The sequence below is a fragment of the Roseibium aggregatum IAM 12614 genome (genome assembly GCF_000168975.1).
GTDB classification, from domain to species: domain Bacteria; phylum Pseudomonadota; class Alphaproteobacteria; order Rhizobiales; family Stappiaceae; genus Roseibium; species Roseibium aggregatum.
In genome coordinates this window covers 1-23728 of sequence record NZ_AAUW01000033.1, presented here as the reverse complement: position 1 = coordinate 23728, position 23728 = coordinate 1, and the positions used below count along the sequence as shown (strand labels likewise).

The window sequence follows — 23728 nt, the reverse complement described above, 5'->3', positions numbered from 1 at the left end:
TTTTATCCGATTAATTACGTAGAGTTATTTTTAGTGACGACTTCGCAAATTCAGGATTCAGTGTCTGCGCTTGAGAATGCGGTTGAAGTAGTCGGAAAGGGCCTCAAAGGCGTCGAGAGGCAATACCTCGGCGACGTATTGATCCGGCCGGACGATCACCACACAGCCCTTGTCCCGGTCGATGCCGCGCAGGTCGAAAATATCGCAGCCGCTTTTGAGATCCGGGCAGAACATCTTCTCGTAGTCCGCCAATCCGTAGCGACCTTTTGCGGGCAGAAGAAGGGAGGGCATGTCCGCGAGGGCCAGGTCGCGGTGGCCCTGTTGGAAGATCGCGCGCAGATCGATGACCGCATCGATATCCTCGCCTTCCGCCGTGTGGCGCAACACCGGCGAGGACGGATCCTTTTCAAGAAAATCGCACAGACGGCGCATAGCCGACGTTTCCACCGCCGGGTAGCTTCTATCGGCAAAGGCGAAGATCCGCCAGCGACCATCGGCCTTGACCACATGCCCCAGTTGCAGCGGCTTGGCATCGGCAAGACGTACGACCGGGGCTGAATGGAACCGCATGCCGATCTGAAAGCCTTCAGCGAGGTGTTGATGTGCACCGCTGCCGGTCAGCACGGATGGCAGGTAGCGCGAGGCTGTTCCGGCTGTGTAGCGACCATGCTGCACGAAGTATTTTTGAACTTCAGCCGGATCGACGCCATCCGGATTGCTGTCCGACTTCACCGGTGCGCTGACGAGCTTTGCCCATTCCCGGTCAAAATCGATCAGGTTCTGTGCAATGGCCTGGCGTTCGGCCGAGTAGCTGGCAAGCAGGTCCGGTTCGCTCAGCCCTTTCAGCACGTGAGCGAGTTTCCAGCCGAGGTTGAATGTATCCTGCATGGAGACATTCATTCCCTGCCCGGCTTTCGGGCTGTGCGTGTGGCAGGCGTCCCCCGCTATGAAGACGTGGGGCAAGCGGCTCGACGCGTCCTCTGCCGGAACATCGTCGAACTTGTCGCAAAGCCGCTGGCCGATCTCATAGACCGACCACCAGGCGACCTCTTTCACGTCGATGGAATATGGATGAAGAATGCGCCCGGCGGCGGCAATCAGATGTTCTACCGTGATGTTCCGGTTTGCGACCCGCTCGTCCGGCCGCAGCTTGTCGAGTTCCACATAGATGCGAACCAGATATCCACCTTCCCGCGGAATGATCAGGATGCTGCCTTCACGCGCCGACTGCACCAATGCCTTGAAGCGGATATCGGGAAAATCCGTCACGGCAAGAACGTCCATCACGCCCCAGGCCTGATTGGCGCTATCGCCTTTCAACTCGCGGCCGAGTGCCTTGCGCACCACGCTGCGGGCGCCGTCGCAGCCGACCACATATTTGGCCCGCACTGTTTCCGTCTCGCCTTCGTGGCCGGGATCCGTCCGTTCCAGCAGGACCGTCACTGGCCGTTCCTGCCCGGCCTCATGGTCCACTTCAAGATTGACGAGCCTGCGGGAATAGTTGGGTTCCAGCCTATTTGGCGAATTGCGCATGATCTCCAGATAAAAATCATGCACCCGCGCCTGGTTCAGAATGACATGGGGAAACTCGGACAGCCCGTCCTCGACATCCTGGACCCTGCCACTGCGGGCGATCGTGTCCGGCGACGCCGGATCCGGCTTCCAGAAGGTCGTCTCGTTGACCCAGTAAGCCTCCTTTTCCAGCCGCTCGGCAAAACCGAAGGCTTCGAACATTTCCATTGTCCGGCAGGCGACCCCATCCGCCTGGCCAAGCTGCAACGGACCGGCTTTCTGCTCCACGATCCGGGTCCGGATCTCCGGGAAGGCTGCCAGTTGTGCGGCCAGGGTCAGCCCCGCGGGGCCGCAGCCGACAATCAGAACGTCAACGTCTTCCGGCAGGCTGTCGGTGTCGGCCAGGAAAGCAGCGTCGGGGTTCGGCTCCTGAACGACCGGATCACCGGTTCTGAACCCGTTCAGATGAAATTGCATGGGACCGTCTCCTCCGCCCTGTCATGGCTGTTGGGCACCAACGCACTGTCGTCGGCAGCACAGGTGCCCGTCTTATTGACGCCACGCGAAAGCTGCCGATGGTCAATCGCAGGTCTGTTGCCACTTTTGGGGCTTTCGCATTTGACAATCCGGCCGCGATGTCCAAACAAACATCGACACCGAATTTATAAGGAAGCATACTGATAATCAGTATGCTGTCAAATATAATCAGCATACTCCCTTTTTGCGCTTTCCGGAGGCAGCCATGCAAGACCTTGAACAGATGCCCGGCCACCTGATCCGGCGGTTGCAGCAGATCGCTGTGGCCGTGTTTCACACCGAGGTGGAAGCCATCGGCTTTGACATGACGCCGGTGCAATTTGCAGCCCTGGTTCGGGTGTCGGAACACCCGGGCATCGACCAGATAACGCTGGCTGGCCTCATTGCCTACGACCGGACCACCATTGCCGGCGTGGTTGACCGGCTGGTGCAGAAAGGATTCCTGTCCCGCGCCGTGAGCGAAAAGGACAGGCGGGCGAAGGTGCTGCATATGACGGAGGCGGGAACCGAGGCGCTTTCACGGCTCGGCCCTGCCGTCGAAAAAGCGCAACAGGTGATGTTGAGCGGCCTGGACAGCCAGGAAGCTGAAGATTTCATCCGGTTGCTGCACAAGGCGACCGAGGCGGTCAACGGCCTCAGCCGTGCACCGCTGCGTCCCGTTGCCAGGACCACGCAAAAGGACTGAACCGGCCGTCGCCGGTCAGGGGTCACACCGTATCTGACGGCGCCTATTTCTCTGCCCAGAAATCCGCCTGCAGGCTGGCCGCCTCATCTTCCAGTAGCGGGCCGACAACCTCGACCTGACGCTGGCCTGCGGCAAACACCGTCCGGCACGGCAGATCGAGCGTCGGGTTTTCTTCGTGATCGCCAGTCTGTTCCTTGAGGGATTTTTCGGTCTGGCCGAAGACGACCCGGCCAATGCCCGCCCAGTAGACAGCTCCCGAGCACATGGCACAGGGTTCCGCCGAGGTGTACAGGGTGCAGCCCGCCAGGAAGTCCGGCCGCCAGCGCTTGCTGGCCCGTGTTGCCAGCAGCCTTTCGGCGTGCGCCGTCATGTCCTGCCCTTCGGCCGAATAGCCGTTTCCCTGCTCCATCAGGACGTCGCCGTCAGGCCCCGCCAGCAGGCATCCGAAGGGATGATCGCCCGTTTCCCGCGCCTGACGCGCGATTTCGAAAGCCCGGCGCAACAGCGCGATATCTTTGTCGTTTTGAGTATCGGTCACGCATGGCTCCTTTGATTTCTTCCAGCCGAAGGGAGCATGAACCCATTCACGCTGCAAGACCTTGAAAACAGCCAATCGGATTGATCAGCAAACAATCAAAAGTCTGGCGATTTAAAAGGCAATTGCTGAAATATTGTACTGGCCAGCACGTTTCCTGTCGTTTCATCTTGGAGCTTTCTTGACAAAAATCGCGCGCGGGTTTCCCGTAAGTGTCGAGTAGAAGCGGTGGAGCTCAGCGGCTCCGACATTGCTCATCTTTCAGGTTTTCGACGATGCTCAGGGCAAAGGCGCCCTGCATCCAGAAGCAGGGGATGACGATGCCGGCCAGAGATAACAAAACGCTCCCGCCACTCAAAAACCTTCCAGAGAAAGTACAGCGAAAGGGTGTGCCGATGCGCATGTTTGACGGTAAGTCGTTGGTTGTTGCCATGGCGGCAATCGTTGGGTCGTTTCCGGCGGCTGCGGCCGATCTCGTGACCTATCAGCTCGACTGGTTGCCCGGCGGTGACAAGGCGCCGATCTATGTCTGCATTCAGGAAGGCTTCTGCGAAGAAGCCGGGCTTGAGATCAAGATCGAACCTGGGCGCGGTTCTTCCGAGGCCATCACCAAGATCGCCACAGGCGCATCGGACATCGGGTCCGCCGGCATGGGCGCCCTGATGGCGGCCAAGGCCACCGAGGGTGTGCCGGTGACCGCGGTCATGAGCATCTTCAACATGGGGCCACATGCCTTCTACACCACCAAGGACAGCGGGATCACGTCGATCAAGGATGTCAAAGGCAAGAAGATCGCAACCTCGCCCTTCACTTCCTCCAACGTGTTCCTGCCGCTGGTTCTGGCTGACAACGGCTTGTCGGAAGAAGATATCACCCTGACCAAATCCGACCCTGGCGCCCTGGGGCCGTTGCTGATGACCGGCCAGTCGGACGCCATCATCGCCTGGCTGACCGACGTCTCGCGCTATTCCGGACAGGCGGCCGACGCTGGTAAGGAACTGGTCGTGCTGCCGTGGGCTGACGCAGGCCTTGAGCTTTATTCCGCATCGCTTGTCGCGGGTGACAAGTTCCTTGAAGAACGGCCGGACGTCGCCAAGCGCTTCGTCGCAGCCTTCAAGAAATCCCTCGAATTTGCCTACGCAAACCCGGACAAGGCGGCAGCGGCCGTTTCCGCCCAGGTGCCGGAGCTTTCGGCGGAAGACGTCAAAGGATCCTGGCTGGATGCGTCCAAGCTCGCCTTCAACGAGGTCACGGAGAAATTCCCGCTCGGCTCAATCGACGCCGACCGGTTGGCGGCGACATGGGCCCGCGTTGCCGCAGCCCAGGATCTGGACCCGGCCTCGCTCAAGCCTGAAGACGCCGTCAACCGAGCGTTCCTGCCGGCAGCGGAGTAACCTTCAAGTGGCGCTCACCAACAACGCGATCAGCTTTTCCTCGGTCGGTCAGACGTTTCTGACCGGCTCGGGGTCCGTCACCGCCCTGGACGGGGTCACCGTCACCATCGCACAGCATGAATTTGTTGCGGTGCTCGGTCCTTCGGGCTGCGGAAAATCGACCTTGCTGAGACTGACCGCCGGACTGATGAAACCTTCGAAGGGAACGGTGAGCGTCTTCGGCAAGGAGGTGACGATGCCGAGGGACGATGTCGGCATCGTGTTTCAGAAGCCGACTTTGCTGCCCTGGGCCAATATCGAGGACAACGTCGTCTTCCCGGTGCGCCACAAATACGGCCGGGTGACGGCCGACGACCGCGCCCAGGCGCGCACCATCATCGAGACCGTCGGCCTGAAAGGGTTCGAAAAGCGACTGCCATCGGAGCTTTCCGGCGGCATGCAGCAGCGGGTCGGCATTGCCAGGGCGCTGTTTCTCAATCCGGACATCCTTCTGATGGACGAGCCTTTTTCAGCGCTTGATGCCCTGACCCGCGATGCCATGGGTTTTGAGCTTCTGCGGTTGTGGCAGGCAAGCCCGAAGACCGTCCTTTTCATCACCCATTCGATCCCGGAAGCCGCGCTCTTGGCCGACAGGATCCTGGTGCTGAGCGAGCGTCCCGGGCGGATCATTGCGGACCTTCAGGTTCCGACCGCCCGACCACGAGACGAAAGCGCGCTGAGAACGCCCGAGATGCAAGACTTCTCGGCAGAACTCCGCTCGCTGCTGATCCGGAAGGAGGCCGCCTGATGACTGTCAGCGAGACGCAAGGCACCGCCGCGGCCAAGACCGCTTCAACGCAGGACCGTCAGGAGCGACGTTTGCCGATCTCCGAAAAACTGCTCCGCATGCCGATCGTTCTTCCCCTGATCACCTTTGTCCTGATCCTGATTGTCTGGGAGGCCGGGACACGGCTGTTTGCCGTTCCCTCATTTGTATTGCCGGCCCCGTCCCGCATCCTCGGCGGATTTGAGAGCGTGACGGCGGGGCGCTGGTTCGAGCATATCTGGGCAACACTTCGGGTCGCCCTCATCGGCTATGCGGTTTCGTTTGTCATCTCGCTGCCGATTGCTGTCGGCCTGGCAAAGTCGCGGCTGCTCTCCGGGGCGTTCTACCCGTTGCTGGTGGTCATCCAGTCCGTTCCGGTGGTCGCCGTTGCCCCGATCATCATCGTGGTGCTGGGCACCGGTGATGCGCCACGTGTCGTGATCACCTTCATGATCTCCTTCTTTCCGCTGGTCGTTTCCATGACGACGGGCCTGGCCGCCACGCCGCCGGAACTGATCGAACTTTCCAGATCGCTGCGCGCGCCGTCCTTCCGGGAGATCACCCAGATCCGCCTGCCCTATGCGACGCCCTACATCTTCTCCGGCATGAAGATTTCGATCACGCTCTCGGTCATCGGCGCTGTGGTGTCCGAATTCGTCGCGGCAGAAAAGGGTATCGGCTACTTCATCCAGTTCTCCACGTCGATGTTCAAACTGCCCCAGGCCTGGGCCGGGCTGGTCATCCTCGTGATCATGTCGCTGGTCCTGTTCCAGCTTGTCAGCCTCCTTCAGCGGGTCTTCTTCCCCTGGTCGCTGCCGAAAGGACAGAAATGACCAGCTTCCTGATCACCAACATTGATTATGGCCTGACCGGTAACCGGGAGGGCGACCGCCTCAGCGGTGCAATCCGGGTTCAAGACGGCCGGATAACAGACATCGGCGACCTTCAGCCTCAGGAAGGCGAAAGGATCGTCGACGCGAGCGGATGCGTGGTTACGCCTGGTCTGGTGAACACCCATCATCACCTGTTCCAGTCTGTCCTCAAGGCCGTGCCGGAAGGCATGAATGCGCCGCTTGACGACTGGCTCATGAATGTTCCCTACAGCTACTGGCCGCTGATCGACGAGGAAACGCTGCGGATATCGGCCCGGATCGGGCTGGCGGAACTGCTTCTGACGGGTACGACGACAGTCTGTGATCATCACTACGTCTTTTCGGACCGCTACGACTACGACCCGGCGAACGTGCTTTTTGAAGAAGCCGAAGCCCTCGGCATCCGGTTCGTGCTGGCCCGCGGCGGTGGCACGAAGGGCCGGTCGTTTCCCGACCCAAGCCTGCCGCCTTCCCCCAGCGAGACACTGGACGCCTTTCTGGCAAGCATCGAGCAGACGGCGAGCCGCTGGCATGACCCGTCTCCCACCTCAAGCAGGCGGGTTGCCGTCGCACCGACCACACCGACATTCAATCTCGAGGCCGGAGACCTTCCGGATATCGCCCGCTTTGCCCGCAGCAAGGGCCTGCGCCTGCATTCGCATCTCTCGGAAAACCGGACCTACGTCGACTTCACCCTGGCGAAATACGGCAAGCGTCCGGTTCATTGGCTTGCGGAGCAGGAGTGGCTCGGACCGGACGTCTGGTTCGCCCATCTGGTGGAATGCGATCCGGACGAGGTGCGCCTTCTTGCGGAAACCGGCACAGGCATGGCGCATTGCCCGCAGGCAAATGCCAGGCTGGGCTCGGGCATTGCGCCGGCCGACTGCCTTTATCAGGCAGGTGGCCATATATCCCTCGCCGTTGATGGCGCAGGTGCGAACGAGGCAGCCGACATGGGCGCTGCGCTTTACAGCGCCTTTTCCCTGCACCGCGCCACCAAGGGCGTGCAAGCGGTGCGCGCCGAAACCCTGCTGAACTGGGCAACCGAAGGCGGTGCCAAAGTGCTCGGCTTTGAGGAGGCCGGCGTGCTGCAACCCGGCATGACCGCCGACATTGCCATTTTCGACATTTCGTCCCCCCGCAACATGGGCCTGCACGATCCGGCCCTTGCTCCGGTGCTGACAGGCGCCGCAAGCCTGCGCCACAGCTTCGTCGGCGGTCGACAGATCGTCCGGGACGGTTCCATCCCCGGACTGGATCTGGCCGGGCTTGGCGCGGACGCAAGGCGTGTTACCCGGCAACTCATGGAACGCAGAAAGGACATGCTGGCGCCGAACCGGGCCCGCGCCGCCCTGGCCTGATGGCACATCGCCTGCCCTTGGCAGGCGCATTCTAATGTGGAGTAGAAGCTGTCAGTGCCGTTCGGCACGGGTCATTGCTCCCGGACCTCTTTCTCAAGGAGAACGGAAATATGAGCACCTCTGCATCCTATGGGCTCGTGGAACTGGAAAAGGAAAAAGGCTTTGGTGGCGTCGGCGAGACAGTCGACCGTGCGATTCCACAGATTGACATGTCGGACTTCTTTTCCCGCAAGGCCGAGATCACCGAGGATCTGTGGGCCGCGGCAACGGACATCGGCTTTTTTCAGCTCAGCAACCACGGCATTCCGCAGGAACTGATCGACGAAGCCTTCCGGCTGTCCGCCGGCTTTTTTGATCTGCCGGCAGAAACAAAGGAAAAATATCCCCTCCGGCCCGGCACCAACGCCGGCTGGGAGTTCAAGGCGCAGGTTCGCCCTTCCACCGGCACGGCCGATCAGAAGGAAAGCTACCAGATCACGCTGCCGCGCATGGATGGCCTCTGGCCGACGGGTGAAGAGCTTTCCGGCTTCAAGGCGACCATGCTGGCATTCGAGCGACACAACTGGGCGCTGGCCATGAAGGTGCTGTCCTGCTTTGCGGACAAGCTGAAGTTTCCGCCGGATTTCTTTACAGAAGGCCACGATCCGCTGACGCCGGAATACCAGTCGACCCTGCGGCTGATCCACTATCTGGGCATGGAAGATGCCAAGCCCGAGGACTTCAAGTTCTGGCGGGCCGGTGCCCATACCGATTTCGACTGCCTGACCTTGCTGCACCAGAAGGCTGGACAGGGCGGGCTTCAGCTCTGCCCGGGCAAGGACAGCCAGGGCCGGGCGATTGCCTGGACCGACGTGCCGCCGCTGGAAGGCGTGATCACCTGCAACATCGGCGACATGCTGATGCGCTGGTCGGACGACAAGCTGCTGTCCAACCTGCACCGGGTGCGCATGCCCAAGCCAGACGAATATCTCGGCCCCCGCTATTCGATGGCCTATTTCGCCCAGGCCAACATGGACACCGTACTTGCCGGTCCGGAAGGCAAATATGAACCGATGACCGCCCATGACTACATTCAGATGCGGCTCGGCGCGAATTTCGGCAAGAAATAAGCGCAGCTTCAACCTCTAGCGAAGTAGAACCACGGCACCAGGCCCATCGTTTAACGCGGCCGGTGCCGTGGTCACATCAATTCCGGCATGATTTGTACGCAAGACTATCCAGAAGCGAACGAACCGTCAGACTTTACTTTTGCAGCCCGTCCTTTAGGCTTGGGGACACGACGAGCACCCGCCAAAGCAACGCGGCCTCAAAACTCACCTAACAGACAGAATTGCGATACGCACCATGACCGAAGCCAAAAGCGGCGACACGGTTCGTCTTCACTATAAAGGCACACTGGACGACGGTTCCGTCTTCGACAGTTCCGAGGGGCGCGACCCGCTGGAATTCACCGTCGGGTCCGGCCAGATCATCCCGGGTCTCGACCAGGCTATTCCGGGCATGAAGGTTGGCGACGAGAAGACGGTCCGCATCGAACCGGACAACGCCTATGGCGCCCACAATCCGGGGGCACGCCAGGCGGTTCCGAGGACCAACATTCCGGCCAACATCCCGCTGGAAGTCGGCCTGCAGCTTCAGGCGCAGACAGAGAACGGCCAGATGATGACCGTGACGGTCGTGGAGATTTCCGAAAACGAAGTCGTTCTGGACGCCAACCACCCGCTGGCCGGCCAGGCACTGACGTTCGAAATCCAGTTGACGGCCATCAACTAATACGCCGCGCGTGCGGGTGGAGATGACTTGTCATCCCTGCCTCTGCATGCTCAAACGAACAAAAGCCCCGCGGCTTCCCGCGGGGCTTCTTTGTAGCCGCACGACGACGCTGCAAGCCGTCGTGCGGAAATTTCAGGACCAGCCTCAGTCCATATAAACGCTGTCGTTGGCTTTCTGGACCTCGGCCTTGAAGAGCCCGAGCAATTCGTTGGCTTTCGGATCGAGATTTTCGGCAACGTGATTTTCAAACGCCGGCTGAGCCGCTGCCGCCATGGAAGCGCGCTGGTCGGCGGTCAGAGCCGTCACTTCCATCTTGTCCATCAGGCCGGCCAAACCTCTGTCGGACGCCTCGATGATGCGCGACAGGCCGCGGCTGGCGGTAACGCAGCTTTCCGCCGCATAGCGCAGGGTCTTCTGCTGTTCTTCGGTCAAACCCTCGAAGAAGTCGCGGTTGACCATGAACGTATAGGGCGAAAACAGGTGGTTGGTCAGCGTCATGTACTTCTGAACCTCGGAGAAGTTCGCGAAGGAAATGATCGGCACCGGGTTCATCTGCCCGTCGATGACGCCCGTCTGCAGGCCGGAATAGACCTCGCCCCAGGACAGTGGATAGGCCTGCGCGCCAAGCGCCTGGATGATGGTCTGGTGGGACGGCAGCGTCATGGTGCGGATGCGGATACCGTCGAAATCGTCCAGCGACGCAATCGGATGCTTGGAATTGGTGACGGCGAAGAAGCCGCCCGTGTCCGGGAAGCCGAGCACGACGACATCGCCGAGGGCTTCCTCGATATCGGCCGCCAGCGCCTTGCCGAAGTCACCGTCGAACACCTCGTAAGTGGCAGCGTTGTCGGCGAAGGCGAACGGCAGGTTCAAGACGTCGATGCGTGGATAGTAGCAGGCCAGCGCGCCGGTGGACGTCAGCGTTGCCTGGATGATGCCGTCGCGCACATGCTGCACGTGTTCGGCTGCCGAGCCGAGCTGGTTGGAGCCGAAGACCTCCACTTCGACGGCACCGTTCGTGTCTGCATTGACGATGTTGGAGAACACCGCCGTGCAGGCGTGAGCCGGGTTTTCGAACGGATCTGTCTTGTTGTCGTGGCCGAATTTCAGCACCTTTCCATCTGCCAGCGCGCTGCCGGCCATGAGTGCCGCGGTCAACCCGACCGCAAGCCCTTTTGCAAACGTCTTCATGATTTTCTCCATTCCTCTGTCAGGGTGTTTTTTGTTATTGGGCAAACCCGAGAGCACGCGGCAGCAACATCGCCGCGCTTTCCCAGAAGGCGAACAGGAACAGCACAGCCACCTCGGCGACCAGGAACGGCCCCAGCTTGATGGCAATCCGTTCCAGCTTCTCACCGGTGACCGATGAGAGAACGAACAGGCACGCGCCGACGGGCGGCGTCATCAGCGAAATGTTGAGTGCCAGAACGAAGATGATCCCCGCATGGATCGGCTCCAGGCCGACCTGGGCGGTGAGCGGCACAAGAACCGGCGCCAGGATGATCAGGATGGCGGTGATATCCATGACCATGCCGACAATCAGCAAAAGCCCGATGATGATGGCAATCACTGCATAACGGTTGTCGGCGAGACCCAGGATGGTCTCGGCCAGCATCTGCGGGATCTTCTCAAAGCTCATCCACCAGCCGAGAATGCCGGCAAAGGCGATGATGACGAAGATCACGCCGGTGATGCGCGCCGTGCGCACAAGCATCTGGTAGAGCGCAGGCAACGTAAGCGTCCGGTAGACGAATGCGCCGATGAAGAGTGCATAGGCAACCGCGATGGAGGCCGCCTCCGTCGGTGTGACGACACCGCCAAGGATTCCTCCCAGGATGATCACCGGCATCAAGAGGGCGGTGATCGAGGAAACGAAGACCTGCCCGATTTCCTTCAGGTTTGCCCGGCGCTCCGCCTTGGGCAGGCTGTTGCGGGCGGCCCCCAGCGCAATGACGACCATGCAGACACCGCAGATGACAAGGCCCGGCAGGATGCCTGCCGCGAAAAGCCCGCCGATGGAAACGCCCATGAGCGAGCCATAGACGACCATCAGGCCGGACGGCGGGATGGTCGGTCCGATGATTGAACCGGCCGCCGTGACCGCACAGGCGTAATCGCGCCTGTAGCCTTCCTTCACCATGGCCGGCACCAGTGTGCGGCCGAAGGCAGCGGCGTCCGCCGTGGCCGACCCGGTCAGCCCTGCAAAGAACACCGAGGCCAGCATGTTGGTGTGGGCGAGCCCGCCACGGAAATGGCCGACCAGAACCTGCGCCAGCTTCACCAGCCGGTCGGTGATCCCGGTCTGGTTCATGATCTCGCCGGCCAGGATGAAGAACGGCATCGCCAGGAACGGAAAGATGTTGAGACCGTTGAAGATGCGGCTTGGCCCTATGGCCAGGAACTGATCGCCACCCATGTGAATGAGGCCAATGACGCCTGCCGCGCCGATGGCAAAGCCGATGGGCATGCCGAGCAGGACAAACCCGATGAAGACAGCCGCGACGATCATGCTGCGGCCTCCGCAAAAGGCGGATTGTCGAGATGGGTTCCGCTGTCCCGGATCATCGCCAGAACAGTCTGTATCGAGGCCAGGGCTGCGGCGGCCGGAATTGCCGAATAGAACGGCTGCAGACTGATGCCGAAAATCATCGCCTGCCGCTTGGCACCGCTCTCCGCAAACCCGAGCCCGTACCACAGCACATAGAGAAACAGCGCGAGAACGCAGAGATCGATGGCCACCAGAACGATGCGGCGCAGCGGCAGCGGCACACGCATGATGGCGGCTGTCAGACCGATGTGATCCCGCCTGGCGATGCCGGAAGAGACTGCCAGCATGGCGGCCCAGATCATGAGATATCGGGCCAGGATCTCCGGCCAGGGTAGCTGCCAGTGGAAGAAGTAACGATCCACCACACCCAGCCAGACATCAAGCACCAGAAGTGCCATCAGGATAGCAATTACAGCCTCGACGCCCGTATTCAGCCTGGCGCTGGTTCTGGCAGCCCACTCGTGCATAACCCCTCCAACGAAATGTATCTTAATTACATTTTCAGAGCAGATATTGCGTTTCGTCAAGCCTATTTTGTTTTTAAATTACATTTTTGCGTCGATGAAGGCTATAATCAGGTGCTGATTGACGACTTTGTGTAATCAAATTACAAATCCTGCAACCAGGGAGTCATGTGTGCAGGCAAAAATCAGAACCCCGACCGGCGACAATACCAACGGCCATGCCGCTATCGATCTCATTTCGGCGCTGCGCGACCATGCCGGCCAGTTTCCGGCACGGGAACAGAAGGTCGCGGACTACGTGCAGAACCACCTGTCCGCCATATCGGACATGACAATCGCCGAACTCGCGAAGGCCTGCAGCGTCAGCACGCCGACGGTGGTCCGCTTTTGCCGGACGCTCGGCTGCGACGGTTTCCGGGAATTCAAGCTGCGCCTGGCCCAGAACCTGGCCGTCAGCCTGCAATATATTTCCGCGCCCTCGACCTCCGAGCAGGTCGCCAGCGACACCGCGATCGACCGCGTTCTGGGGGCTCTCTATGCGACCGCGAACGTCATGCGCCAGCAGGTCGATCCGGCCGTTATCGAGCGGGCTGTCGAAAAGATCGCCGCATGCCGGCAGTTGCTCACCGCCGGGATCGGCGGCGGCTCGACGATGGTGGCGGGAGAAGCGGCCAGCCGGTTCTTCCGGCTGGGCATCCCGACCGTTGCCCTGCATGACAGCTACCTTCTGCAAATGCGTGCGGCGACACTGGGCCCCGACGACGTGCTGCTGTGCGTTTCCGCCAGCGGCGAAGCGGACGAACTGGTCAGCGCGGCTGAAATCGCCGGTGGGTATGGTGCAACTACCATCGCGATTGCACCCAAAGGCTCCCGCCTGGCGCTGATTTCCAAGATCCCCATTCTGGTGGATCTTCCCGAGGACCCGGATATCTACAAACCGACCGCCTCGCGCTATGCGCATCTGGTGATTGTCGACGCCATCGCGATGACGGTTGCCCAGGTTCGCGCCGCGACGACCAGCGAAAACCTGCGCCGGATCCGCTCCTCGCTGACTGCGTTTCATGGCCGCACCGGGCCTCAACCACTGGGCGATTGAGGGCCAAGAACACGTGAAACTGCGCCGGCTTGCCAGAATCTGCCGCATTCTGCTGCCAAACTGAGAGAAGCCGATTGCATTTCCTACAACGGTCACCCTATGTATGTTATTGGTTTTCATAAGCTCTTGTCGGGGACATCGTATTCATGTCGGTAGATGTTGACGCGCTGGTGGACAGACGGCGCCTCAGACGCAAAGTGACCTTCTGGCGGATCGCGACCTTTGTCGTCATCGCCGCCGCCCTGATTGGAGGGCTGCTTTATGTCTCCGGCGGCTCTGAATTGTCCAAGCGGACAGCACATATCGCGCGAATTCCGATCGAAGGCGTCATCCTCGAAAGCCGCAAGACGTTGCAGATGATCGACAAGATCGGCAAGTCCGACGCGGTCAAGGGTGTGGTGATCTCTATCAATTCCCCCGGCGGCAGCACGACTGGCGGCGAAGCGCTCTATGAAGCATTGCGCAAGCTTTCCGAGAAAAAGCCGGTTGTTGCCGAAATCCGCACCATCGGCACCTCTGCGGGCTACATGATCGCCCTGGCGTCCGACCACATCGTTGCAAGATACAATTCCATCACCGGCTCCATCGGCGTCCTGTTCCAGTTCGGCAACATCAGCAAACTGATGGAAACGGTCGGCGTGGAAATGGATGCGGTCAAGAGTGCCCCGCTGAAGGCGGAGCCCGACTTCTATTCCCAGACGAGCCCCGAGGCACGGGCCATGCTGCAAAAGCTGGTCAACAACTCCTACGACTGGTTCGTTTCCCTGGTTGCCGAGCGCCGGTCCCTGGCCCCGCCCAGAGCCAAGGAATTGGCCGATGGCCGTATTCTGACGGGCCATGATGCCCTGACAGAAAAGCTGGTCGATGCCATTGGCGGCGAAGATGCCGCAATCGACTGGCTGGTAAGTGAAAAGGGTGTTGCGAAGGATCTTCCGGTCGTCACCTGGAGCACCAACGATAATCTGGAAGAACTGCCGTTTTCGTCACGCGTGTCGCGAGAGTTCGGAAAAGGCATCGGCTCGGCTCTTCTGGAGCCGGTTAGTGAAGCTAAGGGGCTGATTCCACGAGGGCTTACGCTTGACGGGCTCGTATCCGTTTGGCAGGCTTCTGGCGCGGCAGACAATAATCCGTAAACGAGGGGGCACTTCATGATCAAATCTGAGCTGGTTCAGCATATCGCCGAACAAAATCCGCATCTCTATCAGCGGGACGTTGAGAACATCGTCAACGCCATCTTGGATGAGGTCACCGAAGCGCTCATGCGTGGCGACCGCGTTGAATTGCGCGGCTTCGGCGCGTTTTCCGTCAAGAACCGCCCCGCCCGCGTCGGCCGCAATCCGCGCACCGGCCAGAAGGTGGAAGTGGATGAAAAATTCGTACCCTTCTTCAAAACCGGCAAGGAAATGCGTATACGGTTGAACGATGGTGTGGACCACGGCGACGACTGATTGCGCTCGCCACGACACGCCATTTAATATCGACGTCTGATCTGGCCAAAACCGGGAGAACCCAGTGACCCGTTTCCTCAAGAACGTGATCTTGTTCGCAATCGCGGTGGTCCTGATCCCATTGTCCGTGGCAAACCGCCACACGGTTTCCCTGTCGCTCAATCCCCTCGACCCGCAGGATCCGCGCCTGACGATCACGGACATTCCGCTGTTCTGGATCATCTTCGCAAGTCTGGGTGTCGGCATCATCATCGGCGGACTTGGCGCATGGGCGAAACAGGGCCGCTGGCGCAAGGAAGCCCGCGTAAAGCGGCGTGAGGCCGCTAAGTGGCACAAGGAAGCCGACCAGCTGCGGGAAATGAACACCGTAACCCAGCCGGCAACCGGCATCAAAGGGCTGGCAGGACCGGGCAACCGCAACGCCGCCTGACCGGCCGACACTCTCATGCGTATTATCTCCAGCGACGAGATCGATGCCTGCCTGGAAGACAGGGCCGTCCTTGAAACGCTGCGCCGGGCCTATCGCTCCAGCACCGTCGCACCTCAGGCCTCCCCCCTGCCTATTGACCGGCTGAACCAGCAGCAAGGCGCGCTCACCGTCCAACCGGCCTGGACCGACTTCGCCGCACAGGGCGACGTCAAGCGCGGTTACATCGGCTGCTCTCTGGCACTGGATCTTCCAGAACAAGCCGGGCTTTCTTCCAGTCTCTATCTGCTGTTTTCGGGCTCCGGCGGACAACCGATCGCCCTTCTGGACGGAATGCGCCTCACCGTCTGGCGAACCTCCGGCCTACATGCCCTGGGTGCAAGCTACCTCTCCCGGGAAGACACCTCCCGGCTGCTGGTTATTGGCGACGACCCGAGGCTGCCCCGGCTGCTGAGCGGCTACGCCGCCGTCCGTAATCTGACGTCGATCCTCCTGGCAGGCGTCTCTCCGGAGATCCAGAAGCGAGTGGCTTCCCTGCCCGCCCTGAAGGGGGTGAATGTCGGCGTCACCAGTGAAATCTACGCCGCGCAGGAAGGCGCGGACATGATCTGCATCGCCGGCCCGGAAAAGGATACGGGCACTTACCACGCCCTCACCTATCTGGACCCTCCCGCCGGCTGTCATATCGATGTGCTCGACCCCGCAGCGCAATTGCCGACGGAACTGTTGCAGGAAGCCCGGCTGTTCACCACTGACCTGAGCGAACCGCCACGATCGGATCTGGAATGGGCTGCCGATCTGAAGGACCTCACGCAGGGCAGCAAGGCCGGCCGGCGTTACTATGGCCAGCGCACACTGTTTTTGCCCGCTCGGCGCACAGGCCTTGCCGACTATGCCCTGGCCGCACACGTTTTTTTGAGAACGTAATCACTGGAAGTTGTGGCCTTAGCCACCATATCCACGATCAGCAGTGGGAAACCACCAAAGAGTGTGCCCATGAGGGTTGCCCAGACAGTGGGCCACCCCCTATGAGGTCGCTTCCGAATTTTAAATTTGAAGGAGCTTAACATGCTGACGACGCTTGCCTATTCGGCGAGCCTTCCGGCAATCGCACTTGGGCTGATCTACTATGTGTCAGCCTGCTCAGGGCTTGTCTATTAAGGCGTGTCGCGTTTAACGGGAAATATCTTTTATCGCTTTTTGCGATGAAATCCCTGATTTCAGACGGTGAAAAACGTTTCCGCAAAAATGCGACATGCTCAAAGGCCTTGAAGTCATGCTGGTGGCTTGCCCCGGCACGCAGGTACGGCCCGCTGGAAAGGGCTGGTATGTTCTCTTGACCGTACCAAAACAAAACCGAGAAACGCAAAGCCGGTTCCTCATGGACCGGCTTTTGTCGTTTCAGGGCACTCAACTCCACCGGGGTAGCCGGCCGGCTTACCCGTCAGCCGAGCCCGTTCCCGAGCGATGTCCGGGCAAGGTCCAGCCACGCTGGATCGCGCCTCCGCGCAGGATCAGCGCACAGCTTGCGGCAAGGATCGCGGCAAGAAGTTGCGGTGCGCCCAGTTGCACCAGCACCACGAACCCGCCCGCGCCAGCAAAGGCCGCACCGACGTAGATCTCCGGCTTCACGATGGAAGAGGGTTCACCGGCAATGGTATCCCGCAGGATGCCGCCGAAGGTTGCTGTCGAGACACCCATGAGGATTGCCACAAGGATCGTGTCTCCCACCGTCAGCGCCTTGGCCGCCCCCATGACCGAATAGGCCGCGATGCCGACGGCATCGGCCCACCTCAAAGGCTTGGAGAGCTTTTCGATCCACTCGGCGAAATACCAGACCAGCGCGCTGACGACGAAGCACACCAACAAATACCATTCGTTCTCCACCCAGAAAACCGGCACACCCAGCAAAAGGTCCCGCAGCGTTCCGCCGCCGATGCCCGTCAGTGTGGCGAAGAACAGCAAGGCAACGATATCCAGTTGCTTGCGCGAGGCGACGATACCGCCGGTAATGGCAAAGACCGCCACTCCGAGATAATCCAGCATTTGCAGCAGCATTCCGTCCCCCAGGCCTCGCGTTCTTGATGAAGGCATTACCTGAGGTCCGGGTCTTTGTCATCCCGTGGGCTATCGCACCGGTGACCGGCTTGCCTCTGAAGACCACCCTGTCTCGCTGAAGACATTCAGGCATTCAGACCTGGTCGGTTTTGAAAGACGTTTGATCTGTCGTGTCCAAAGAAAAAGGGCTGCTCCGCCCAATACGGAAGCAGCCCTTTCAAAGCTACAAGGCCGGTTGACCTCAGGCGTTCTTGTCGACCGTCTGCCCGGCTTCCGCCGTTGCGGCGACATCCTTCGGACCGCCCTTTGAAACGCCGACCATGGCCGGACGCAGAACGCGGTCGCCAATGACGTAGCCGGCCTGCATCACCTGCACGACCGTGTTGTTCGGCACTTCGGTGTTCGGCACCTCGAACATCGCCTGGTGGAAGTTCGGATCGAACTTCTGGCCTTCCGGGTCCAGCTTCTTGACGCCGTTCTTTTCAAGCTGGTTGAGCAGATCGCGTTCAATCATCTCAACACCTTCGATCAGCGAAGCAACACCCGCATCGGCGTTCTTGCGGTCGTCTTCCGGCAACGCCTCAAGCGCGCGGCGCAGGTTGTCGGAAACCGTCAGCATGTCGCGGGCAAAGCCGGACACTGCGTATTGCCGGGCGTCCTTGACTTCCTTTTCCGTGCGGCGGCGCAGGTTTTCCATTTCCGCCATGACACGAAGCGCGCGATCTTTCAGATCCGCGTTTTCGGCTTTCAGAACTTCGATCGGATCGACACCGGCCGCCTCGACAGCTTCCGGCTGTTCCGCTGCTGCAGTTTCCGGCGTTGCTTCTGCCGGCTGCTCTTCCGGGTTTTTGTTTTCGTCGCTCATGAATGATCCGTTTGCTCAGACTGTTTGCGGGTGCTTATACGACCGGTTGCGGTTTTTTCAAAGAGCATCGGCGGATAGGCTTTCGCTTACCCGCCGGATGCGCTCGTATGAACCGCAGCCGGTCAGCCGCAGACTCTTGTCGCGATTAAAGGGCGCTCTTGATCCAATCGGAGAGCTTGCCCTTCGGCGCAGCACCGATCTGGGTTGCCATCGGCTCGCCATCCTTGAACAGAATCAGCATCGGGATGGACCGGACACCATACTTCATGGCCATGTCCTGGTTCTCGTCGATGTTGAGCTTGGTGATCTTCACCTGGCCGCTCATCTCCTCGGAGATTTCCTCAAGCGCCGGAGCGATCATCTTACACGGACCGCACCATTCGGCCCAGAAATCGACCACGACCGGGCCGTCGGATTTCAGAACTTCGGCTTCAAACGAAGAGTCGGTAACTTGTGTGGTAGCCATAACTAGATCTCGTAGGTCTCAGGAGCGCGCCTACCCGATGTAAGCGCGACAGTTGGCAAGAACGTAGGAAGCCGAGGGCCTGCCGTCAAGCCGATGTGCCGTCAGGACGCAGTCCGGCGAAGGTTTCTTCCAGTACCTTTTCAGGGATTTCCATCAGGCTCGGCACGGCCGTCCACAGAAGCTGGGCGGAAATCTCCCTGCCCGGATAAATCTGCTTCAGCATTTCCCTGTAAACACAAAGCTGTGCGCGGTACTCGAGCGGGATTTCGGCAACTGACGCCGGCGGATGGAAATTGGTCTTGTAATCCACAATCACCACCCGGTTATCCTCAACCACCAGCCGGTCGATCTGGCCGGATATCTCGACTTCCGTCCCATCACTTGCCCGAATCGTCCCGACCAGCGGAACTTCGGCGCGGGCATGACCGCAAAACAGGGTCTCAAATTCCGGCATATCCAGAATCGCCGCTACCTCCCGCAAAAGATGGGAACTTCGGTCGGCGAATTCCGGTTTGAGGGCCTGTCTGAGATAGGCCTCCGATGCTGCCAGGCGCTCGCCTTCGGCAATGTCCGGCAACAGCTCCAGAAGCCGGTGGATCAAACGGCCGCGCTCAAGCGGCCAGGAGGCAAGGTCCCTGCCGGCCTGAAGTCGGGAGACCGCGGGCACCGGATCAATGCCCTCCTTCTCCTCCATCGCCTCGAATGCCCTTGAAGGCTGAAGGCGCTTCTTCTTGGGAAGTGGTCGAACAGGGGTGGAGAGCCAGTCCGGCAACGGCGGTTCTTCGCTGCCCGGCTCTGCAGACACATGCGCGGCACCACCTGCCTCCGGCCCGGCAGCGGTTCCTTCCTTCTGCCAGCGCCAGGCCGAAACGGCCCCGTCGCTAGCGGTCAATTCACGTGCCTCGGGCTTCAACGCCCGCGAAACCATGGAATACCAGCAGTTCTCGTGGGCACCGCGTTTCGGTTCCCAGCCGCAGACGATCAGCCGGTCCTCGGCACGGGTCAGGGCGACATAGAGCAGGCGCCGGTATTCCTCCTCCTGTGCATCCCGCAAGGCTTCCACAGCGGCATCGTGCCAGGGCGTCCGGTCTGCCTTGGGCGGCAGCCACACCAGAGCTGGTGGCAGCAGATCGTTTTCCAGGCGCCTGCGCGGCAGGAAAGCCGGATCGTGGATGGCGCTGACGGGTGCCGCGCCCGGATCGACCAGGATGACGATGCGCGCTTCCAGCCCCTTGGAGCCATGCACGGTCATGATGCGGACCATGCCCTTGGTATTGGTCAGCTCGCGCTTGATCTCGGTCGGTGCCGCCGCCATCCAGGCGAGAAAGCCTTCCAGGCCCGGCGTTCCGGATTGCTCATAGGCGATGGTCAGCGCCAGGAACTCGTCCAGAACATCATCGACTTCCACCCCGAGGCGGGCGCGAAAGGCCTTGCGGCCACCATCGGCCCCCAGAAGACGGGCATAGAATTCGTAAGGCGGCACGAAGTCGGCGCGCGCGCGCCAGTCTTCCAGCTTTGCGCGCACGGCCTTCCACTTGTCAGACGTGTCGGACCGCTTCACCAGCATCTGCCACAGCGTTCCGGGCCGCACCTTTTCCGGCGTTTCCCGGGCAACCTCCAGAAGGTCGTCGTCCGTCAGGTCGAACAGCGGGCTCTTCAACACGCAGGCAAGCGACAGGTCGTCTTCCGGCAGCAGCAGAAACCGGCCGAGGGCGGCGAGATCCTGAACAGCGATATGGTCCGTCAGCACAAGGCGGTCGCTACCGGCAGCCGGAATGTCCAGCTCCTTCAGTTCGCGGTTGAGCGCTTCGACAAAAGGTCCGCGCTTGCGCACGAGGATCATCACGTCGCCGGGATCGGCCGTGCCGTCGCGCATCCACTGGGCGATCTCCGCTGCGATGCGCCTTGCCACCTTCAGCATCGGGCTGCCCGAGCCGACATGATCGATCGGCTGGCGCCAGTCGTCCGGTTCCTCGATCTCGGCTTCGGCTTCCAGAGGCCACAGATCGACAATCCCCGGGTCGCGGCGGATGGCTTCGTGAACCGGTGCCTTCACGTCCTGCGACAGGCCCTTGTGGGCGCTTTCGTCGTGAAACACCTTGTCGACCGCTCCCAGCACATCCGGCGTGGAGCGGAAGGAGAGCTGCAGATTGACGGAGTGGAACTCCAGCTCCGCAGCCTCGGCCTTGCCGGAAAAGGCCCGGCGCATGGCGTCGAAGTAGGCCGGAACAGCCCCCTGGAACGAGTAGATCGACTGTTTTTCGTCACCCACCGCAAACAGCGTGCGCACCCGGTCCCTTGCTCCGGTCCCGGCGAAAAATTCAGAGGCGAGCGAGGTCACCACTTCCCATTGGCGCGGGCTGGTGTCCTGGGCCTCGTCAACAAGGATATGGTCGAGCCCCTGATCGAGCTTGTATTGCACCCAGAGCGCGGCGTCCGACTTCTGCAACAGCGTTGCCGTCTTGACCACCAGATCCTCGAAATCGAGATAGCCACGGGCGGTCTTCGCACGTTCGTAATGGCCGATCACCGCATCGGCGAGCCGCAGCAGCGAGGATGTCCCCTCATAGGTCGCGACCTTGCGGCGCTGGTCCAGCAAGGCCAGAAGGCGCTGCTGTTCAGCCTCAAGCGCTTCAAGCATCTCAGGGAACGCCTCGGCGACCTTCTTGGTGGCAAGCGACTTGCGGGGTTCAAGCTTGGCCGTCAGAAAGATTGCCTGCCAGGCCTCGCGGAATGCGGCAGCACTGCCCGTGAACCTTGCGGCAGCAACGAGATCGTCCGCACGGGCCTGATCGGTCTTGGTGCCGGTGCGCAGAGCCTCGGCATAGGCAAGACAGGTGTTCAGATCGAGCGGGCAAGCGGTCCGGAACTGTTCGTCGAAGTCCGCCAGCCGCAGGGCCGGGTCCGTTTCCAGAAGTTCGGCCAATTCCGCAAGCGCGGTTTCCAGATCGACGGCATCGACCGTCCAGCGGCGGAAGGCGTCGCGGCTCTGGATCAATTCGTCCAGCGCCTTCTGCGCACCGCCATCGCTCATCAGATCGATGACGGATGCCAGCGCCCTGCCGAAAGCGCTTTCCGGCTCGGTCTCGGCGACATGCAGCACGGTGGCGCGCGAAGCTGCCATGAGTTCGGCCGCCACGCGGTCATCGAGCACGGCAAAATGGCCGGCGACATTCGCTTCCAGCGGAAACTGGTGCAGCAGGGATTCGCAGAAACCGTGGATGGTCTGGATCTTCAGTCCGCCCGGCGTTTCCAGCGCACGGGCAAACAGGCGGCGCGCCATGGCAAGGCGCGCGGCATCGGGCTTGCGGCCTTCGATGTCCTGCAATTCGGCCGCGAGTGCTTCATCATCCTTGGTGACCCATTCACCCAGGATCTTGAAAACACGGGTCGCCATTTCAGCTGCGGCGGCCTTGGTGAAGGTCAGCGCCAGAATGCGGGAAGGATCGGTGCCATCCAGAAGCAGCCGCACTACCCGGCGGGACAGAACGAAGGTCTTGCCCGATCCGGCATTGGCGCTCACCCAGGCGGAGGCCCGCGGGCGGGAGGCAAGGTCCTGCCGCTGTCTGGTGACTTCAGGGATCTGAAAGCTCACGACGCCTCCTCCGATCCAAGCGCCCATTCCTGGGTTCTGGCGAGATGATCATAGTCACCGCCCATCTGTCGTTCGCGCATCACGCGGGCGCGGGAGAGGTAGCCGGTGTCTTCCCTGACATAGTGGGCGATCAACTGTTCCAGGCGTTTCCAGGCATCTTCCACCAGATCTTCCAGCGGCGTTTCCTTCGGGTTCCGCGGCGCTTCGATCACCGGTTCGCTACCGCCCTTCAGCTGCAGATACAAAAGCTCGGAAATCGGGGCATCAGCCGGCACATCCTTGAAGCCGAACCGACGGATCATCGCCGCCTCAAGAGGCAACTGCGGAGACAGCAGCGCGTCGACCTGCTTTTGCGAGGGCACCTGCCCTGTCTTGTAATCGACCACCGAAAGCCCGCCGCCGCTCAGAAGGTCGATGCGGTCAGCCCGGCCACGCAGGCGGAAATCGAAGCCGGGCAGCTTCATCTCCACGCCACCGCCGATTTCCAGGAACCGCTGACTGACGTGTTGCGACCGTCTTGCTTCATAGGCAACGAAGCCGGCTGCAATCTTCTGAAAGCGCGGCCACCAGAGCGCCCGGATCGCCGGGAAGGCATCAAGGGGTTCGAACAGCTCCTCGCCGATCTCCGTCAGGGCCTTCACGGCCTTGTCGTCGAAAGGACCGGTCCAGGTCAGCAGGAAGTCGGCGAGCGCATCATGAATGAGATTGCCCTTGTCGGCCGCGCCTGGTTCGCCTCCAATCGGATCGACCGGCTGCAATTCAAGCACATGACGGGCGAAGATCGCATAAGGATCGCGGATCAGGCGCTCGATTTCCGTAATCGAGAGCGACTTCGGGCGCGCTGCCAAAAGTGGACGGGGCTGGGGGCGGGACGCGGGCCGCACCGCACCTTCGGGCCGGTCAAGCTGGGCAGCAAGAGCGGAATAAATGGCGCCTTGCGCTTCCAGTTGTTTCGTCAGATCCGGCCCGGCCAGCGTCGTCAGACGCTGCAGCCAGCGGGATGCGACGGTGGGCGCACCATCGGAGCGGGCGGCCCGCGAAAGAAGGACACGCCGCGCCCCCATACCTTGCGCGAAATCATGCGCAGCCGCACCAAGCCGGCGTTCCGGCGGTTCAAGTCCCATGTCGCGCTTCATCGGACGGTTCAGCCACGGATCGTTGCGCGTGCGCTGTGGCCAGATACCTTCGTTGAGGCCGCCCAGGATGGCGAAATCGAAGGTCTGAAGCCGGGCTTCCATAGGGCCAAGGATCTGCACCCGCTGATCGCCCGGCAGCCTGCGCCGCACG

At 61.0% G+C, this 23728-nt stretch carries 23 protein-coding genes; 12 read left to right on the top strand and 11 right to left on the bottom strand.

Going from position 1 to position 23728, the window contains the following annotated elements; genetic code table 11:
• Positions 1–57: 57 nt before the first annotated feature.
• Positions 58–1989 (bottom strand): FAD-binding monooxygenase, encoded by a 1932-nt coding sequence (locus tag SIAM614_RS29280; RefSeq protein WP_006940285.1) that lies wholly within the window; start codon positions 1987–1989, stop codon positions 58–60.
• Positions 1990–2254: 265 nt separating this feature from the next.
• On the opposite strand from SIAM614_RS29280, the gene SIAM614_RS29275 reads away from it, so the two are divergent.
• A complete protein-coding gene (locus SIAM614_RS29275) occupies positions 2255–2734 on the top strand; it encodes a MarR family winged helix-turn-helix transcriptional regulator (protein WP_006940280.1) in 480 nt (159 codons plus the stop codon).
• A gap of 43 nt (positions 2735–2777) precedes the next feature.
• On the opposite strand, the gene SIAM614_RS29270 is transcribed toward SIAM614_RS29275, so the two are convergent.
• Together SIAM614_RS29270 and SIAM614_RS32650 are read right to left on the bottom strand one after the other, a co-directional pair.
• Complete coding sequence (locus SIAM614_RS29270) at positions 2778–3272, bottom strand: nucleoside deaminase (protein ID WP_040441482.1); 495 nt, start codon at positions 3270–3272, stop codon at positions 2778–2780.
• Positions 3273–3504: 232 nt separating this feature from the next.
• Positions 3505–3702 (bottom strand): hypothetical protein, encoded by a 198-nt coding sequence (locus SIAM614_RS32650; protein ID WP_198137427.1) that lies wholly within the window; start codon positions 3700–3702, stop codon positions 3505–3507.
• Between SIAM614_RS32650 and SIAM614_RS29265 the strand changes: the two genes are divergently transcribed.
• From SIAM614_RS29265 to SIAM614_RS29240, 6 genes are all read left to right on the top strand, one after another.
• A complete protein-coding gene (locus tag SIAM614_RS29265) occupies positions 3701–4663 on the top strand; it encodes an ABC transporter substrate-binding protein (RefSeq protein WP_229598031.1) in 963 nt (320 codons plus the stop codon). The two genes, SIAM614_RS32650 and SIAM614_RS29265, sit on opposite strands and share 2 nt — an antisense overlap.
• A gap of 7 nt (positions 4664–4670) precedes the next feature.
• Positions 4671–5450 carry an ABC transporter ATP-binding protein gene (locus SIAM614_RS29260; RefSeq protein ID WP_006940274.1) on the top strand — a complete coding sequence of 260 codons (780 nt, stop codon included), beginning with the start codon at positions 4671–4673 and terminating at the stop codon, positions 5448–5450.
• Positions 5450–6301 carry an ABC transporter permease gene (locus SIAM614_RS29255; protein ID WP_006940272.1) on the top strand — a complete coding sequence of 284 codons (852 nt, stop codon included), beginning with the start codon at positions 5450–5452 and terminating at the stop codon, positions 6299–6301. The genes SIAM614_RS29260 and SIAM614_RS29255 overlap by 1 nt, the downstream gene beginning before the upstream one ends.
• A complete protein-coding gene (locus tag SIAM614_RS29250) occupies positions 6298–7701 on the top strand; it encodes an amidohydrolase family protein (RefSeq protein WP_006940269.1) in 1404 nt (467 codons plus the stop codon). The genes SIAM614_RS29255 and SIAM614_RS29250 overlap by 4 nt, the downstream gene beginning before the upstream one ends.
• A 110-nt stretch (positions 7702–7811) precedes the next feature.
• On the top strand, positions 7812–8810 hold the full coding sequence (locus tag SIAM614_RS29245; RefSeq protein WP_040441470.1) for an isopenicillin N synthase family dioxygenase: 999 nt from the start codon (positions 7812–7814) through the stop codon (positions 8808–8810).
• 235 nt (positions 8811–9045) lie between these two features.
• Positions 9046–9474 carry an FKBP-type peptidyl-prolyl cis-trans isomerase gene (locus SIAM614_RS29240; protein ID WP_006940265.1) on the top strand — a complete coding sequence of 143 codons (429 nt, stop codon included), beginning with the start codon at positions 9046–9048 and terminating at the stop codon, positions 9472–9474.
• Positions 9475–9618: 144 nt separating this feature from the next.
• On the opposite strand, the gene SIAM614_RS29235 is transcribed toward SIAM614_RS29240, so the two are convergent.
• The 3 genes from SIAM614_RS29235 to SIAM614_RS29225 are packed head-to-tail and all read right to left on the bottom strand — an operon-like array spanning position 9619 to position 12489.
• Entirely contained in the window at positions 9619–10665 is a 1047-nt protein-coding gene (locus tag SIAM614_RS29235; protein ID WP_040441468.1) for a TRAP transporter substrate-binding protein, read from the bottom strand.
• A 34-nt stretch (positions 10666–10699) separates the two neighbouring features.
• Entirely contained in the window at positions 10700–11983 is a 1284-nt protein-coding gene (locus tag SIAM614_RS29230; protein WP_006940261.1) for a TRAP transporter large permease, read from the bottom strand.
• Positions 11980–12489 carry a TRAP transporter small permease gene (locus SIAM614_RS29225; protein ID WP_006940259.1) on the bottom strand — a complete coding sequence of 170 codons (510 nt, stop codon included), beginning with the start codon at positions 12487–12489 and terminating at the stop codon, positions 11980–11982. Before SIAM614_RS29225 ends, SIAM614_RS29230 begins: the two co-directional genes overlap by 4 nt.
• A gap of 169 nt (positions 12490–12658) precedes the next feature.
• Here SIAM614_RS29225 and SIAM614_RS29220 point away from each other — a divergent pair, with 169 nt between their 5' ends.
• The 5 genes from SIAM614_RS29220 (at position 12659) to SIAM614_RS29200 (ending at position 16384) form a co-directional block, all read left to right on the top strand.
• On the top strand, positions 12659–13582 hold the full coding sequence (locus tag SIAM614_RS29220; protein WP_006940257.1) for a MurR/RpiR family transcriptional regulator: 924 nt from the start codon (positions 12659–12661) through the stop codon (positions 13580–13582).
• A gap of 146 nt (positions 13583–13728) precedes the next feature.
• Positions 13729–14715: a signal peptide peptidase SppA gene (gene sppA, locus SIAM614_RS29215; protein ID WP_006940255.1), complete on the top strand. Its 987-nt coding sequence runs from the start codon at positions 13729–13731 to the stop codon at positions 14713–14715.
• Positions 14716–14730: 15 nt separating this feature from the next.
• Entirely contained in the window at positions 14731–15030 is a 300-nt protein-coding gene (gene ihfB / locus SIAM614_RS29210; protein ID WP_006940254.1) for an integration host factor subunit beta, read from the top strand.
• Positions 15031–15094: 64 nt separating this feature from the next.
• The gene (locus SIAM614_RS29205; protein ID WP_006940253.1) at positions 15095–15460 is read left to right on the top strand and encodes a lipopolysaccharide assembly protein LapA domain-containing protein; all 366 of its coding nucleotides are present in this window, start codon (positions 15095–15097) and stop codon (positions 15458–15460) included.
• A gap of 15 nt (positions 15461–15475) precedes the next feature.
• Positions 15476–16384 (top strand): ornithine cyclodeaminase, encoded by a 909-nt coding sequence (locus SIAM614_RS29200; RefSeq protein ID WP_006940252.1) that lies wholly within the window; start codon positions 15476–15478, stop codon positions 16382–16384.
• 510 nt (positions 16385–16894) lie between these two features.
• On the opposite strand, the gene SIAM614_RS29195 is transcribed toward SIAM614_RS29200, so the two are convergent.
• From SIAM614_RS29195 to addB, 5 genes are all read right to left on the bottom strand, one after another.
• Positions 16895–17515: a trimeric intracellular cation channel family protein gene (locus SIAM614_RS29195; RefSeq protein ID WP_006940248.1), complete on the bottom strand. Its 621-nt coding sequence runs from the start codon at positions 17513–17515 to the stop codon at positions 16895–16897.
• 241 nt (positions 17516–17756) lie between these two features.
• The gene (gene grpE / locus SIAM614_RS29190; RefSeq protein WP_006940247.1) at positions 17757–18380 is read right to left on the bottom strand and encodes a nucleotide exchange factor GrpE; all 624 of its coding nucleotides are present in this window, start codon (positions 18378–18380) and stop codon (positions 17757–17759) included.
• Positions 18381–18525: 145 nt separating this feature from the next.
• Positions 18526–18846, bottom strand: coding sequence for a thioredoxin (gene trxA, locus SIAM614_RS29185; RefSeq protein WP_006940246.1), 321 nt, complete (start codon positions 18844–18846; stop codon positions 18526–18528).
• 85 nt (positions 18847–18931) lie between these two features.
• Positions 18932–22468, bottom strand: coding sequence for a double-strand break repair helicase AddA (addA, locus tag SIAM614_RS29180; RefSeq protein ID WP_006940245.1), 3537 nt, complete (start codon positions 22466–22468; stop codon positions 18932–18934).
• On the bottom strand, positions 22438–23728 hold a 1291-nt coding region (gene addB / locus SIAM614_RS29175; RefSeq protein ID WP_040441467.1), incomplete at its 5' end, for a double-strand break repair protein AddB. The genes addA and addB, both read right to left, overlap by 31 nt.

Bases quoted from the DNA above. Each gene is read 5' to 3' on its own strand.
- SIAM614_RS29280 (WP_006940285.1), bottom strand. From the start codon at position 1,989: ATGCAATTTCATCTGAACGGGTTCAGAACCGGTGATCCGGTCGTTCAG.
- SIAM614_RS29275 (WP_006940280.1), top strand. From the start codon at position 2,255: ATGCAAGACCTTGAACAGATGCCCGGCCACCTGATCCGGCGGTTGCAG.
- SIAM614_RS29265 (WP_229598031.1), top strand. From the start codon at position 3,701: ATGGCGGCAATCGTTGGGTCGTTTCCGGCGGCTGCGGCCGATCTCGTG.
- SIAM614_RS32650 (WP_198137427.1), bottom strand. From the start codon at position 3,702: ATGGCAACAACCAACGACTTACCGTCAAACATGCGCATCGGCACACCC.
- SIAM614_RS29255 (WP_006940272.1), top strand. From the start codon at position 5,450: ATGACTGTCAGCGAGACGCAAGGCACCGCCGCGGCCAAGACCGCTTCA.
- SIAM614_RS29250 (WP_006940269.1), top strand. From the start codon at position 6,298: ATGACCAGCTTCCTGATCACCAACATTGATTATGGCCTGACCGGTAAC.
- SIAM614_RS29245 (WP_040441470.1), top strand. From the start codon at position 7,812: ATGAGCACCTCTGCATCCTATGGGCTCGTGGAACTGGAAAAGGAAAAA.
- SIAM614_RS29240 (WP_006940265.1), top strand. From the start codon at position 9,046: ATGACCGAAGCCAAAAGCGGCGACACGGTTCGTCTTCACTATAAAGGC.
- SIAM614_RS29235 (WP_040441468.1), bottom strand. From the start codon at position 10,665: ATGAAGACGTTTGCAAAAGGGCTTGCGGTCGGGTTGACCGCGGCACTC.
- SIAM614_RS29230 (WP_006940261.1), bottom strand. From the start codon at position 11,983: ATGATCGTCGCGGCTGTCTTCATCGGGTTTGTCCTGCTCGGCATGCCC.
- SIAM614_RS29225 (WP_006940259.1), bottom strand. From the start codon at position 12,489: ATGCACGAGTGGGCTGCCAGAACCAGCGCCAGGCTGAATACGGGCGTC.
- sppA (WP_006940255.1), top strand. From the start codon at position 13,729: ATGTCGGTAGATGTTGACGCGCTGGTGGACAGACGGCGCCTCAGACGC.
- ihfB (WP_006940254.1), top strand. From the start codon at position 14,731: ATGATCAAATCTGAGCTGGTTCAGCATATCGCCGAACAAAATCCGCAT.
- SIAM614_RS29200 (WP_006940252.1), top strand. From the start codon at position 15,476: ATGCGTATTATCTCCAGCGACGAGATCGATGCCTGCCTGGAAGACAGG.
- SIAM614_RS29195 (WP_006940248.1), bottom strand. From the start codon at position 17,515: ATGCTGCTGCAAATGCTGGATTATCTCGGAGTGGCGGTCTTTGCCATT.
- grpE (WP_006940247.1), bottom strand. From the start codon at position 18,380: ATGAGCGACGAAAACAAAAACCCGGAAGAGCAGCCGGCAGAAGCAACG.
- trxA (WP_006940246.1), bottom strand. From the start codon at position 18,846: ATGGCTACCACACAAGTTACCGACTCTTCGTTTGAAGCCGAAGTTCTG.
- addA (WP_006940245.1), bottom strand. From the start codon at position 22,468: ATGGGCGCTTGGATCGGAGGAGGCGTCGTGAGCTTTCAGATCCCTGAA.